The sequence below is a fragment of the Mangrovitalea sediminis genome (assembly GCF_002514725.1).
In the GTDB taxonomy this organism is placed as follows: domain Bacteria; phylum Pseudomonadota; class Gammaproteobacteria; order Pseudomonadales; family Oleiphilaceae; genus Mangrovitalea; species Mangrovitalea sediminis.
Window position 1 is genome coordinate 670,197 of record NZ_NTLB01000001.1, and the last position, 13,572, is coordinate 683,768.

Genomic DNA, 13,572 nt, shown 5'->3' on the forward strand with positions numbered 1-13,572 from the left:
GCCGCCGGATCGGTCAGCGCTCCAGTATCATCGCTATGCCCTGACCGCCACCGATACAGGCTGCCGCGCAGCCGTACCGGCCCTGACGATGCTCAAGAATCCGTGCCAGGGTGCCGGCAAGACGAATACCCGTGGCGCCCAATGGATGGCCCAGTGCCAGGGCGCCGCCCCAGCAATTGACCCGAGAGGCGTCCAGCCTCAGTTGCTCGATGGCATACAGCGGCACAACGCTGAAGGCCTCGTTGATCTCCCACGCATCGATCTGTCCGGCGTTCAGTCCCGTTTGCGCCAGTACCCGCTCGATGGCGCGAGCGGCACCGCTTCCCATGATCTCCGGCGCCACGCCGCATTCGGCGAAACCGACGATGCGTGCCATGGGGGTGGCGTCGTAGCGGCGTACAGCCTCCTCCGACATCAGGGTAACGGCGGCGGCACCCGAGGTCAGAGGCGAGCTGTTACCCGCGGTAATCTGTCCGTCTTCGACGAAGACCGGATTCAGTGTTTCAAGTTTTTCCAGCGTGGTGCTGGCCCGGATATTGGCATCCTGCCGGACCATGTCACCCGCGCCGTTGGGCAGAGCCACCCGTTCGCCGGCCAGGTGACCGGCCCGTTCCGCCTCATCGGCACGCTGGTGGGAGGTCAGGGCAAAGCGGTCCATGGCGTCACGGGAGATGCCCGCTTCCTTCGCCAGGCGCTCAGCGGTCAGCCCCATGTTCATGGCGACCTTGAGCTCCAGCCCCGGCACCCCGGTCAACGCCTCCGGCGTCGTGAGGACGCCTTCATTGAACAGGGTCGGTCCCATCGGCACACGGGTCATGTTTTCATAACCACCGGCCATCGCCAGTTCGGCTGCTCCCACCTGGATTTCACGGGCGACACTGCGCAGGGCCGCCAGCCCGGAGCCGCATTGCTGATCGATCATCCGGGTGGCGCATCCGTTACCCAGTCGCGACAGCCAGAGGGGATAACGTCCGCCGAAATTCCACTGTTCCTTGACCGGCAGTGCGCAACCGATCGCCAGATCTTCAACCGCATCGACCGGCAGGCCCCGTTGTTCCAGCAGGTGATCGATCAGGCGCGCCAGCAGTTCGTCACCGCGAGTCTGCGCCCAGTCGTCCACTTCCGGCTTGCGGGGATGAGCCCGGCTGAAGGCGCTGCGGGCATAGTCAACGAGATAGGCCTGATTCATGAGCGATTCCCCTTGCCCCAACGGCTGATGAACAACGCGTAGGTCTGCAGAGTCTGGCGGATGGATTCGATATCCACGCACTCGTCAACGCCGTGAATGTGCTTGGCGATGGGGCCATAGCAGGTGCCGGCGATACCGCCCTCCACATGGAAGGCTCTCAGGTCGGTGGTGCAGGTGGACAGGTACTCCCGGGGCAATTCGCCGGTCAGGGCCTCGTGGCATTCGGACAGCAATTTGATGCCCGGCGCCTGCAGGTCGACCAGATGGCCCTCGGAGCGGAAGCCATGGAACTCGATTATCGGCGAGGGTGTGCTCTCATCGGCGATCACGGCATGCCGGGCATCGATCACCGTTCGTACACGATCCATGATCTCCGCCGGCGTCATGCCCGGCGGGAAGGCCAGCCGACCCTCCAGCTCCGCATACGCGGCAACACTGGACGCCCAGTTACCACCGGATATCTTGCCGATATTGAGATTGAACGGGTGTTCGAAGCAGTCGTAGGGAGCCTGACGAGCGGCATTCAGCTCCTCTTCCAGCGCCTCGAGTGCCGGAATATATTGCTGCAGCCGTGCAATCGCGCTGCTTCCCGCCCTGGGATCGAGGACGTGGGTCGGCACACCTCTCACCTTGATACGGAACCAGAGCGCACCTACCTGACCGCTGTAGATCTGAGCCCCAAAGGGCTCGGGAATCAGCACAAAGTCACCGGTGTAGCCCTGGTGCAGACAAGCCAGCGCACCATTGCCCGTACACTCTTCTTCGATCACGGTTTGCAGGGTCAGCGGGAAATCGATGTCCTGACCGGACTCGCGCACCGCCTCGACCGCCATGACCATGGCCGCGATACCGGCTTTCATATCACCGGAGCCGCGCCCATAGAGCCAGCCATCTTTGCGCCAGGGTTCCCAGGGTGGACGTGTCCAGGCATCGACCGGGTCGGCGGGCACCACGTCCAGGTGTCCGTTGAAAACCAGATGTTTTCCGGCAGCATCGGGGTTAAGACGCGAGACCAGGCTGTATCGCCCCTCATTGGACCAGTCCACCGGCGCATGGTGGGGGTTGTCCGCCAACCCCGGTGCGTCGAGAGGGACCCGTTCGACCGGCAGGTCGAGGGCACGCAGCCACTGCTCCATCGTTTTCAGGGCATCCTGCTCGTTGCCCAGTACACTGTAGCCCCGGACCAGATCTTCGGTGAGTTCCAGGGTCGTGTCGAAAACGGCATCGCAGCTCTGCAGCAGGCGTTTTTCGTCAGCACTCAGCATCAGTAGCTCCCCACCCGCGAGGCGTCGATGATCAGCGACGCCTCAGTGGCGGCACGCAGTTCTTCGATACTCAGCCCTTCGGCAATGTCCACGACCTCCAGGCCCTGCGGCGTCACGTCCATCACGGCTTTGTCGGTGATGATCCGAGACACACAGCGGGGCGCCGTGAGTGGCAGGCGGCAGCGGTGCAGAATCTTGGGATTACCGTGCTTGTCATTGTGCGAGCACATGATCACCAGGCGGCGGACCTTCTGGGCCAGTTCCATCGCCCCGCCGATACCAGGCGAGAATTTGCCGGGAATCTTCCAGTTGGCAAGGTTGCCCACCTCGTCCACCTCGAAGGCACCCATAAAGGTCACATCGACACGCCCCCGGCGAATCATCGCAAAGGACATACTGCTGTCGAACAGGCTGGCACCGGGACAGGTAGTGATGTAGGCACCCCCGGCGTCGATCATGTCGTAGTCGATCGCCTCATCGGGATGACAGGGGCGTCCCCCGAGAATGCCATTCTCCGAGTGCACCAGCACCTGGGCCTCATCGGGGATATAGTTGAAAAGCTGCGACGGCAGGCCGATCCCCAGATTGACGATCTGCCCCGGCTCGATCTCCCTCGCCGCGCGGGCCAGGATGCGTTGCTGATCATACGGCATGGGCACGTCTCCCCTGCTCGCTGGACGACATGGGCACCTGCACCAGATAACTGACGAAGGCGCAGGGTGTATGGACCGTCGTGGGACTCAACGCTCCCGGCTCTTCAACCTGAAAGCTCTGGGCAATCACCTCGTCGGCCGCCATGGCCATCAGCGGATTGAAGTTCGCCGCCGTACCGTTGTAGATCAGGTTGCCGTATCGATCCGACAGTCCCGCATGCACCAGCGCGAAATCGGCACGCAATGCCGGCTCCAGAGCCCAGTTACGCCCCTCACATTCGATTTCCCGGCGCGGCATACCGATATCCGTTTCCAGGCCGATATCGGTCAGGAACCCATAGTGACCGGCGCCGGCGCAGCGGATCTTCTCGGCGAGAATGCCCTGGGGATAAATTTCCACGCTGAGCCGCCCTTCGTTCATTTCCTCGATGGCGACACGGTTGAGGCCGATATGCGAGGTGATCAGGCGGGACACCCGCCCGGCCTCGATCAAGCGGCTGATGCCGATACCCGGTTCGTTGGCATCGTTCTTGATCAGGGTAAGACCGTCCTGCCCCTGCGCCAGCAACTCATCAAGCAGCGCGAAGGGTGTACCGGGCGAGCCGAAACCACCGACCATCAGCGTGGCACCGCTGGGGATGCGGGCGATGGCCGCTTCGACCGTTGTCAGCTTTTGCGCGAGACGCGTCATGCATTGACCTCCCGGTCCAGACGCTCCAGCGCATGACCGAGTCGCTCCAACAGCACATCCACTTCGTCCGCGGCAATGGTCAGCGGCGGCGAAATCAGGAAGTGATCGCCCTCCAGGCCGTTCAAGGTACGCCGGGGATAGATCAACAACCCTTCTTCCTTCGCCAGGGCCGTCACACGACTGAACAGGTTGGCCGAGGCAGGGAACGGCGTTTTGCGCTCAGCATCCGCAACCAGCTCGACACCCCAGAGCAGTCCCAGACCCCGTACGTCGCCGATCCAGGGATAGCGCGCCTGCAGTTGTTTGAGTCCTGCCTGGAGTTGCTCGCCACGAGCGGCGACATTGTCGAGCAGCGACTCACGTTCGATCGCCTCAAGCACCGCCAGACCGGTGGCGCAGGCCAGCGGATTGCCAGCATAGGTGTGACCATGCTGGAAACCGCCGGAGGCCATGACCGCCTCGACGATATGCTCCCGCGCCAGCATCGCACCTACCGGGTAATAGCCCGCACCAAGCCCTTTGGCAGTGGTCAGGATATCGGGAACCACACCCCAGTGCTGGTAGGCAAACCAGGCACCGGTACGGGCAACGCCGGTCAGCACTTCGTCGAAGATCAGCAGGCAACCGAACTCGTCGCACAGGCTGCGCAGCCCTTCCAGGTACTGCTTATTCACCATTCGGGCACCGGTGCTGGCGCCACCCACCGGCTCGACAGCCACCGCAATGATCTGATCGCCACCCTCGGCCTCGATCCGCGCCCGGGTTTCGTCCAGGATCTGACGCACGTGCTCACCCAGATCCCGCTCGCTACGCCGATAGAAATCCGGACCCGGAACCTTGATCGAGGCCGGCGTGATGTCGTCAAAAGGCGCCTCCAGCGGCTGATAGCCGGTGAGGCCCAGGGCGCCGAGGGTGCTGCCGTGGTAGGAGGGACGCAGGGAGACGAAACGCTTTCGCTGCGACTCACCGCGGGCAACAAAATACTGACGCGCCAGCTTCAGGGCGGATTCGACCGCCTCGGACCCGCTGGACACAAAGAACACCTTCTCCAGCGCGCCGCCGGTCAATTCCACCAGTTTGGTGGCCAACGCCACCGCCGGCGGATTCTCGAATTGGGTACGGTAGGTAAAGGCGACGCGATCGAGCTGTGCGGTCATGGCATCGCGAATATCGGTGCGGCCATGGCCCAGGCTACAGACAATTGCGCCGGCGCAGCCGTCCAGATACTGCTTGCCGTTTTCATCCCAGAGATAGACACCCTGGCCATGACTCACATTCGGCAGAGCGGGGCCGGCTTGATAGAACAGGGGCGAGTTCGTCATCGACATTGTCCAATTTATATCCAAGTGACCCCAGTCTACGTAGCTTTACGTACTTATTTCAATATATGATGTTTTTACCGAATTCGATGAGTTTTAGTCATGACTGACGTTACGATTCACTCACTGAAGGCACTGGCGATTTTCAAAACGCTGTTCGAGGCAGGCACGGCGTCGCAAGCCGCCAGGACGCTGGGTATTACGCAATCCGGCGTCAGCCGCTCACTGGCACAACTCGAGCAGAATCTCGGCATCCTGCTGTTCCTGCGCGAAAAGAATCGACTGATTGCCACGCCCGAAGCCCGCGAACTCTATGAGGAAATCCTGCGGCTGATGGTGAACGTCGAAGAGATGCGCCACAGCATCCTGGCGCTCAAGGAATTCGGCACCTCTCGCCTGCGGATTGCGGCAATACCCGGCCTGTCTTTCGGCTTTATCCCGCATCTGATCGCCGCGCTCCTGGAACACAACCGCGGCTTCAGCATCAGCTTCGACATGATGTCGAGCCATGACGTCGTGCGGAGTGTGGAATCGGGCTATGCGGACATTGGCGTCGTCACCTCGCCGGTCACCTCCCGCCAGCTCATCGTGGAAGACTGGCTAAGCACCCAGGCCATGTGCCTGTTGCCGGCGAAGCATGCGCTCTGTACCAAGAAGGAGATCGATATCCAGGACCTGAGTGACCAGTACCTGGTGATCAGTAACCAGCCCAATGTGGGTACCGATCCCCTCCTGAACCTGATCTCCCAGCACAGCATCAGCATCGCGGGCAAGACGGAAGCGAATATCGGCACCATCGCCGCGCTGGTTGCCAACAGTGTCGGCATCAGCGTGATGAACCCCATCACGGCGAAAGACCAATTGGGAAACAGCGAGGCGGTGACGCTGCGCCCCTTCAGCCCGGCCGTCAACTTCGGCTTTGGCCTGGTGTACCGGGAAAATTGGAAAAAATCCAACGTGGTGAAGCTGATACGGCAGAAAGGGCGGGAAATGGCCACGGATTACACCTCGTGGCGATAGTCGAAGCGTCGTTCACCGCAACAGGTTAGCCACCATCAAGCTCGCGGCGACTCAGCCCTGCGTCAGGAGTGGGTCTGGCGGTACCACTGCATGATGGCAGCCTGACGCAGCAGCGGTTCCTGCTCCGCCGTCGGCACCCAGTTGCGGTAATGGGCGGTGGCACTGAGCAGGAAATCGATCAGCATCAGGTGCCCGCGCAGCACTCGTTCGTGACGATGGGGCACCAACGGATTGAACAGCCCCTGGATCGAGAACAGTTGGCGCGGCCGCTTTTTGATCCAGCGCCAGGAACCCAGTTCCAGGGTCAGTGGAATGAACGTCGTGTTGCGATGGCGGTTGACCCTTTTGTAGAAGTAATCCCAGAGGTCGCCGTGGGTCACGTAATGGGTCGACTGCGGTTCGAAAACATAGTTGTGATGGGGATAGGTCCGCTCCCACAAGAGCTTGAGTGCCATTACAGAAGCAATACGCCGCATGGGTCGCCGGCGGTAGGCGTAGGGAAACCAGATCTGGTCCTGCCAGCCGAAACCGGAATGACAGTCCAGTGACAACCCGAAGGAATGACCGGAGACCGCCTCCTCGATCACCGATTCCAGCGCCCGGTTTTCCGGTTCCATACCATTTTCCAGGGCATCGCCGGTGTACCAGGGCAGGCGCGGCGAGATTCGCTGGCCACCCAGCAGGAAGGTGATTTTGCCCTGGGCTTCGATCGGCGCGTTGCGCATCAGGTCGACGCCATTCGGGTTACTGCGCTGATTGAGATACATGCCGCCGGGGTTGAGCAGCGGCAAGGCGACAACCCGCACCCGGTCCAGCAAACTGGCCAGGTTCTCGTCCCAGCGCAGGCGTTCAGACAGACTTTCCAGCCAGGCAATCACCACCTGGGTGCCGATACGCTCCAGACCGTGCACACCACCAACCAGCACCAGCGCAGGCGCGTCGGGATCAGAACTGCCGACATCGACCCGATACAGCGGCAACGTCATATCCTCGACTTCGACATGGTGCAGCGTGCGCGCGCGAAACCGTTCGGGCGCATCCAGCAGCAAACGCTCCAACTGGTTCAGTTCGGGAAGGAAGCTGGCGACCGAGCGTCGTTGTCGACTGTCGCGACGGGACTGTTCAGCAACGATCAGAGCGCTGTGCTCCGGGAAGGCATTCCGGTTTGTCATCAGGGAAGGTCCGCGACAAGGGCAAGATTATCTATCGATAATCTCAGCTTAGCGGATTGGGGGCGAGCGCGTGTTACAGTCAGGTTGCAAGCTGGATCTGGGACAAGTTCGATGAACAAGCCAAGTCGACGGGACCCGTAAACGGACCCCGTCCCTGGTCGCGGAATCAGCGGGTACCGTACACCACCATGGTTTTGCCTTTGACCTGCACCAGCCCCTGGTCTTCCAGGGTCTTGAGGACTCGGCCGACCATTTCGCGGGAACAGCCGACGATGCGGCCGATTTCCTGGCGGGTAATCTTGATCTGCATACCGTCCGGGTGCGTCATTGCATCCGGTTCCTTGCACAGGTCCAGCAACGTGCGGGCCACACGGCCGGTGACATCCAGGAAGGCCAGATCGCCCACCTTACGGGTAGTCTGACGCAGCCGGGTCGCCATCTGCTCGCCGATAAAGTAGAGCACACGCGGATCCTGCTGGGTGATTTCGCGGAACTTGGTGTAGCTGATCTCCGCGACTTCGCACTCCGTCTTGGCCTTGACCCAGGCACTACGGGAATCCATGTTGTCGAACAGGCCCATCTCACCGAAGAAGTCGCCGGCATTAAGATAGGCCATGATCATCTCTCGGCCGTCATCATCCTCGATAATGACAGTGACCGATCCCTTAATGATGTAAAACAGCGAATCGCTCTTGTCGCCCGCATAGATAATGGTGCTCTTGGCGGGATAACGACGGCGATGGCACTGGGAAAGGAAATAATCCAGGTGTTTGGTTTTCTGCTCCACCGGTTTGACGATCGTTACCATAATACGCGTCCTGTCTCCTCTGACTGCCTGCCCTTGCTGTTGTCTTTATTATGGCCAACCACATCCGTGTCCTGAAAAAAGCGGAAGGTCGGTTTTATAACAATCCTGTGATTCTGTCACAACAACTCGCGGCAAGCCTGCGGGGAATGCGATGGCACTCCCCCACCCCGTAAAAGTGAGTATAGATCAAGACTTGAGAATGTCTTGCTGTTCAGTTTTCCAGGATCACCGGTCCGCCCCCGACGCAGACAGCCATAACGGCGGTATGTTATCTTTTCGCCCCAAATTCATCGTTGGACCGGGGATCATGTCAATGAAAGCCTCTATCAAATGGACCGGCGGCGCCAGCTTCGAGGCCACCAGCGGCTCGGGCCACAGTGTCGTGATCGACGGCCCGCCCGATCATGGCGGCCAGAACCTGGGACCAAGACCCATGGAAATGCTGCTGCTCGGTCTGGGTGGCTGCACCTCTTTCGACGTCATGAGCATCCTGAAGAAATCCCGTCAGGACGTGACGGACTGCGTGACAGAGCTGACCGCAGAGCGAGCCGACGCGGTCCCCTCCGTATTCACACGCATCCATATCCACTTCATCGTCACCGGCCGCAACCTGAAGGAAGCCCAGGTGAAACGCGCCGTGGCGCTGTCCGCGGAGAAGTATTGCTCGGCCTCCATCATGCTGGAAAAAGGCGGCGTTGAGATTACCCACGACTACGAGATTCGCGACGCATCCTGACCGCGCCGGGTTCCCAAAATTCAGGCACTTGCCGGAAACATCCGGAGCTCCCGCAATCCCGCACCAGCAAAGGCCCGGGCAGCGGGTTCCCTTCGACGAAAAAAAGGTCACGGGGAACCCTGTTCAGCGGCTTGCTGAGTGTGCATAATACGCACCCTCTCCGCCTGTCTGCGCAAATCGTGATCAGCTCACGATCAGACTTCGTTGGCGGTCTTTGGCAAGCCGGAGTGAGCCCTGGCGTACGGGGCCAGCAAAGAGCGCTATATCGCGCCCTCCACACTGGCAACCGCCGCGGCGCTCATTAAGAGCTTGTAGACATTCATCTCCTGTTTATTGGGGAGGCTGTTGATGCAAACGAAACTGCAACTCCACGGTTTCAACAACCTGACCAAGTCGTTGAGCTTCAATATCTACGACATTTGCTATGCGCAGACCGAGGACCAGCGCCGCGCTTACATCGATTATATCGATGAGATGTACAACGCCGAGCGCCTGACCCAGATCCTGACTGACGTCGTCAAGATCATCGGAGCCAACATCCTCAACGTAGCCCGCCAGGACTATGAGCCGCACGGCGCCAGCGTCACCATGCTGATCGCCGAGCACGAGCTGGCTCCCGCCCCGGGCACCAATGAGGAATCACCAGGCCCCCTGCCAGACGCCATCGTGGCGCACCTGGATAAGAGCCACGTGACTGTGCACACCTATCCGGAAAGCCATCCTCACGAAGGCATCAGCACCTTCCGTGCGGACATTGACGTGTCGACCTGCGGCCTGATTTCGCCGCTGAAGGCCCTGAACTACCTGATCCACAGTTTCGATTCCGACATCGTCACCGTGGATTACCGGGTCCGCGGCTTTACCCGCGAAGTGGATGGCACCAAGATCTACATCGATCACGATATCAACTCGATCCAGAACTACCTGAGCGAAGACACGCAGAACGCCTATCAGATGATCGACGTGAACGTGTACCAGGAGAATCTGTTCCACACCAAGATGATCCTGAAGGAGTTCAATCTGGAAAACTACGTTTTTGGCGTCAACGCCAACGAGCTGGATCCGAAGGAAGCGGACAATATCCGCGACCGCCTGCAGCGGGAAATGCTGGAAATCTTCTACTCGCGCAATCTGATCTGACACGGGCGGCTGCCAGGCCGCCTTGCCCTATTTTCGCAATCGGCGTACGCACTCCTTCGCTTCGCTGCGGAATATTTCTCCCAGGGCCCGGGTCGCCGGGCCTGCCAGATCCCGGTCTGCGAACACCAGGAATATCTCAGACTGTCGTTCCGCGCCCTCGCGCAGAGGCAGTGGCTTGAGATGCCCTTCACTCAGGTCCCGCTCGATCATTTCCCTTGGCATCCAGGAAAAGCCGAGACCGGCCTTCAGTGCGCTGATCTTGGTCGTCATGTGCGACACCGTCCAACGCTGGTCCGTCTCCTGCCAGCCGGCATCCCGTCTGCGGTGGACACCGGAATCCCGCAGGATAATCTGCCGGTGCTGATGCAGGTCGCGATAGGTCACCTCGCGCCCCAACTGATGCAAGGGGTGATCGGGATGGGCAACCGCAATGAAATGACTGCGCATGATGACGCTGCCGAGAAATCCCACAGGCACCGTGGTGCAGATCGCCAGATCCACCTGCCGGGTGAGCAGCGCGTCCTCGGTGCCGCTGAGCACCGATTCGTACAGTTCAATCTGGGTATGGGGAAAGGTTTCGGCGAAGCGCGACAACCCGTAGAGCACAATGTCCGCCGGCACCAACTGCTCGACGGCAAGTCCGATGCGGGCCTCGGTGCCCGCCGCAAATTCGCAGGCGGCCCCCTCCAGTTCACTGGCCTCGTCGACCAGGAAACGGGCCCGGCGATAAAGCACCTGCCCGGCATCGGTCAGGACAGCCCGCCGCCCCTCGATGCGGAAGATATTCAACCCCAGCGTCTTTTCCATCCGCTGAACCGCGTAAGAGACGGACGACTGGCTTTTATCCAGCCGTTCGGCAGCCTGCGCATAGCCCCCGGCATCGACCACCGCGAGCAGGGTTCGCCACTGCTCCAGGGTGATTTTGGGATTGGGTGTGTTGGTCATCGCCATAATCTATCTATTCGTTCGATGCTTATACCCGATTTTATACCGTTTTTTATCTGATCAATAAATAGTTTACTGGTCTCATCGACAACGAACCACGGAGACCAACACCATGGCAACCTTACTTCAGATCAAATCCAGCATCTTCGGCGACAATGGCAACTCGTCCAAACTGGCCGACCAATTCGTGCAGTCGTACCTGCGCAAAAACCCGGGCACCAAGCTCGTAGTCCGCGACCTGACCACGAACCCGCTGCCGCACCTGGACGGACAACGCGTTGGCGCTCTGTTCAGCCAGCCGGAAAGCCGCACGCCGGAACAGCAGGCCATCCTGGACGAGTCCGATGCCCTGGTTGAAGAACTGCGTCAGGCGGAAGCCGTGGTACTGGGGGTTCCCATGTACAACTTCGGCGTACCCTCGGTACTGAAGGCCTACTTCGACCATATTGCGCGCGCCGGCGTGACCTTCCGGTATACGGAAAACGGCCCTGAGGGACTGCTGGAGGACCGCCCGGTGTACATCCTGGCTGCCCGCGGCGGCTTCTACAAGGACACGCCAACTGATAGCCAGGCGCCGTTCCTGACGACGTTCCTGAACTTCATCGGCCTGAAGGATCTGAAGTTTATCTATGCTGAGGGCCTCAATGTCAGCGAAGATAACAAGCGTGAAGCCCTGGCACAGGCAGCCGATCATATCGAGCGACTGTCCGCCTGATCAGCAACGATTCCCGGAAGGAGGACACCATGAGTATGCGACCACTGCAACGTGTTATCAGCGGCATGGAAACCAGCGACGGCGCAGGCGTTCGCCTAAAGCGTTCGCTGGGCCAGAGCCAGCAGGCACGACTCGATCCCTTCCTGATGTTGGACGAGTTTTACTCCGCCGATGCCAACGACTACATCGCGGGCTTTCCGGCACATCCTCACCGGGGATTCGAGACGGTCACCTACATGCTCGACGGCCACATGCTGCATGAGGACCATCTGGGCAACCGCGGCAACCTGCGCAGCGGAGGGGTCCAGTGGATGACGGCCGGCCGCGGCATTATCCACTCGGAAATGCCGCAACAAAGCGAAGGACTGATGCGTGGATTCCAGCTGTGGATCAACCTGCCCGCCGCCGAAAAAATGAAGGCGGCAGGCTACCGCGACATACCGGCGGAGGAGATTCCCGTCGCCACGTTGCCTGAAGGCGGCACGGCCAAGGTAATTGCCGGTAGCATCGACGTCGCCGGCGACACGGTTGCCGGGCCGGTTCAGGGACTCAGCACGGAAGCACTCTACGTTGACCTCAACCTGCCGCCGGATACCGTCTTCGAAACGGCATTGCCAGGCGACCGCAACGCTTTTGTCTATGCCTATGACGGCAGCGGCCGGATCGGACAGGAGGCACTGCCGCACAGTGCCGCAGGCGTACTCGGCGACGGTGACAGCGTGCGCATCACCGCCGGGCCTGACGGTCTTCGTGCCCTGCTGCTGGCAGGCAAACCGCTGCGGGAACCGGTGGCGCAATACGGTCCTTTTGTCATGAACACGGTCGATGAACTGGAACAGGCACTACAGGATTATCGGGACGGGACGCTGACCGACTGATGGGGAGCGCAACACTGCCCGCGGCCCCTTGAGCCGCGGGCTTTTTTGTGTTTCCGGAATCCGCTTCCCTCTCTCCCTAACCCTATCCCACGAGGGGAAAGGGGATTATTCCGAGGCTGACTCCACTACCGAGACTAGGCCCCACCTCAGGCAAACTGCTTGTGCGCCATCATTTCCAGCACCATGGGCCGCACAATCAGGTCCATCGCCAAGGGTAACTTGGTTCCCGGAATGACCATGGTGTCGTGCCGCGACATGGAGCTACCGGGAATCATCTGCAGCAGGTAGGGGAATTCCACCGTTCCGCGATCACGGAAGTGGATGACGATCATGCTCTCATCGTCACTCGGCACATCGCGCACGATGAAGGGGTTCGACGTATCCACCAGCGGTACCCGCTGGAAGTTGATATGGGTATGGGAAAACTGCGGCACGATATCGTGCACATAGTCATCCATACGTTTGATGATGGTCTGCACCACCGCTTCCTGCGTGTAACCCCGTTGCCGCGTATCCCGGTAGATCTTCTGGATCCACTCAAGGTTGACGATGGGGACCACCCCGATCAGCAGGTCGACATACTGCGCCAGGTTGTACTGGTCAGTGATGATGCCACCGTGAAGCCCCTCGTAAAACAACACGTCGGTATCCGGCGGCAATGCCTTCCAGGGCGTAAAGGTGCCGGGCTTGTATCCCGCCTCGATCAGGCTCAGGTCGTCATCATGCACGTAATGACGAAAATGCCCCATACCCGAAGCGCTGTAGTCGTGGAACAAGGCCTCGAGCTTGTCGATGTGGTTGGCCGCAGCCGCAAAATGGTTCCGCTCGCCATATTGGCCCTTGGCCGCCAACCGCGTCATCTGTTCCCGGGTGTACTTGTGGAAACTGTCGCCGCTGACCATGGCGGCACGGATATTCTCACCGGCAAAAATCTTGTTGAAGATATTGCACGCCGTCGTGGTGCCCGCCCCCGAAGAGCCGGTCACCGCGATGATCGGATAGCGTTTGGACATCGCATCGGACTCATACAGCCATCTGGAT

At 60.3% G+C, this 13,572-nt stretch carries 14 protein-coding genes; 5 read left to right on the top strand and 9 right to left on the bottom strand.

The genetic code is table 11. The annotated features are described in order from the left end of the window. Positions 1-13: 13 nt before the first annotated feature. From CLR77_RS03215 to CLR77_RS03235, 5 genes are read right to left on the bottom strand one after another with little or no spacing between them, the layout of a single operon-like run. Complete coding sequence (locus CLR77_RS03215) at positions 14-1,189, bottom strand: acetyl-CoA C-acyltransferase (protein ID WP_097459129.1); 1,176 nt, start codon at positions 1,187-1,189, stop codon at positions 14-16. Continuing rightward, positions 1,186-2,454, bottom strand: coding sequence for an ArgE/DapE family deacylase (locus CLR77_RS03220; protein WP_097459130.1), 1,269 nt, complete (start codon positions 2,452-2,454; stop codon positions 1,186-1,188). Before CLR77_RS03220 ends, CLR77_RS03215 begins: the two co-directional genes overlap by 4 nt. Next, positions 2,454-3,107 carry a 3-oxoacid CoA-transferase subunit B gene (locus CLR77_RS03225; RefSeq protein ID WP_097459131.1) on the bottom strand — a complete coding sequence of 218 codons (654 nt, stop codon included), beginning with the start codon at positions 3,105-3,107 and terminating at the stop codon, positions 2,454-2,456. Before CLR77_RS03225 ends, CLR77_RS03220 begins: the two co-directional genes overlap by 1 nt. Next, positions 3,097-3,798, bottom strand: a complete 702-nt coding sequence (locus CLR77_RS03230; protein ID WP_097459132.1) for a CoA transferase subunit A — start codon at positions 3,796-3,798, stop codon at positions 3,097-3,099. The genes CLR77_RS03225 and CLR77_RS03230 overlap by 11 nt, the downstream gene beginning before the upstream one ends. Continuing rightward, positions 3,795-5,120: an aminotransferase family protein gene (locus CLR77_RS03235; RefSeq protein ID WP_097459133.1), complete on the bottom strand. Its 1,326-nt coding sequence runs from the start codon at positions 5,118-5,120 to the stop codon at positions 3,795-3,797. Before CLR77_RS03235 ends, CLR77_RS03230 begins: the two co-directional genes overlap by 4 nt. Positions 5,121-5,219: 99 nt before the next feature. On the opposite strand from CLR77_RS03235, the gene CLR77_RS03240 reads away from it, so the two are divergent. After that, on the top strand, positions 5,220-6,137 hold the full coding sequence (locus tag CLR77_RS03240) for a LysR family transcriptional regulator (protein WP_097459134.1): 918 nt from the start codon (positions 5,220-5,222) through the stop codon (positions 6,135-6,137). 62 nt (positions 6,138-6,199) lie between these two features. Here CLR77_RS03240 and CLR77_RS03245 read toward each other — a convergent pair whose 3' ends face one another. Together CLR77_RS03245 and crp are read right to left on the bottom strand one after the other, a co-directional pair. Then, complete coding sequence (locus CLR77_RS03245) at positions 6,200-7,309, bottom strand: M14 family zinc carboxypeptidase (protein ID WP_097459135.1); 1,110 nt, start codon at positions 7,307-7,309, stop codon at positions 6,200-6,202. Between the two features lie 166 nt (positions 7,310-7,475). After that, positions 7,476-8,117: a cAMP-activated global transcriptional regulator CRP gene (gene crp / locus CLR77_RS03250; protein ID WP_097459136.1), complete on the bottom strand. Its 642-nt coding sequence runs from the start codon at positions 8,115-8,117 to the stop codon at positions 7,476-7,478. Positions 8,118-8,430: 313 nt separating this feature from the next. Between crp and CLR77_RS03255 the strand changes: the two genes are divergently transcribed. Both CLR77_RS03255 and speD read left to right on the top strand, forming a co-directional pair. Beyond that, a complete protein-coding gene (locus tag CLR77_RS03255; RefSeq protein WP_097459137.1) occupies positions 8,431-8,853 on the top strand; it encodes an OsmC family protein in 423 nt (140 codons plus the stop codon). 348 nt (positions 8,854-9,201) lie between these two features. Further along, positions 9,202-9,993, top strand: a complete 792-nt coding sequence (gene speD / locus CLR77_RS03260) for an adenosylmethionine decarboxylase (RefSeq protein WP_097459138.1) — start codon at positions 9,202-9,204, stop codon at positions 9,991-9,993. A 27-nt stretch (positions 9,994-10,020) separates the two neighbouring features. Here the strand turns inward: speD and CLR77_RS03265 are convergent, their stop codons facing one another. Then, positions 10,021-10,944, bottom strand: coding sequence for a LysR family transcriptional regulator (locus CLR77_RS03265; protein WP_198962647.1), 924 nt, complete (start codon positions 10,942-10,944; stop codon positions 10,021-10,023). Between the two features lie 106 nt (positions 10,945-11,050). Between CLR77_RS03265 and CLR77_RS03270 the strand changes: the two genes are divergently transcribed. Both CLR77_RS03270 and CLR77_RS03275 read left to right on the top strand, forming a co-directional pair. Then, positions 11,051-11,653 (top strand): FMN-dependent NADH-azoreductase, encoded by a 603-nt coding sequence (locus CLR77_RS03270; protein WP_097459139.1) that lies wholly within the window; start codon positions 11,051-11,053, stop codon positions 11,651-11,653. A 29-nt stretch (positions 11,654-11,682) separates the two neighbouring features. Further along, a complete protein-coding gene (locus tag CLR77_RS03275; RefSeq protein WP_097459140.1) occupies positions 11,683-12,531 on the top strand; it encodes a pirin family protein in 849 nt (282 codons plus the stop codon). Between the two features lie 146 nt (positions 12,532-12,677). Here the strand turns inward: CLR77_RS03275 and CLR77_RS03280 are convergent, their stop codons facing one another. Then, positions 12,678-13,544, bottom strand: a complete 867-nt coding sequence (locus CLR77_RS03280) for a phosphoribulokinase (RefSeq protein ID WP_097459141.1) — start codon at positions 13,542-13,544, stop codon at positions 12,678-12,680. Positions 13,545-13,572: the final 28 nt, after the last annotated feature.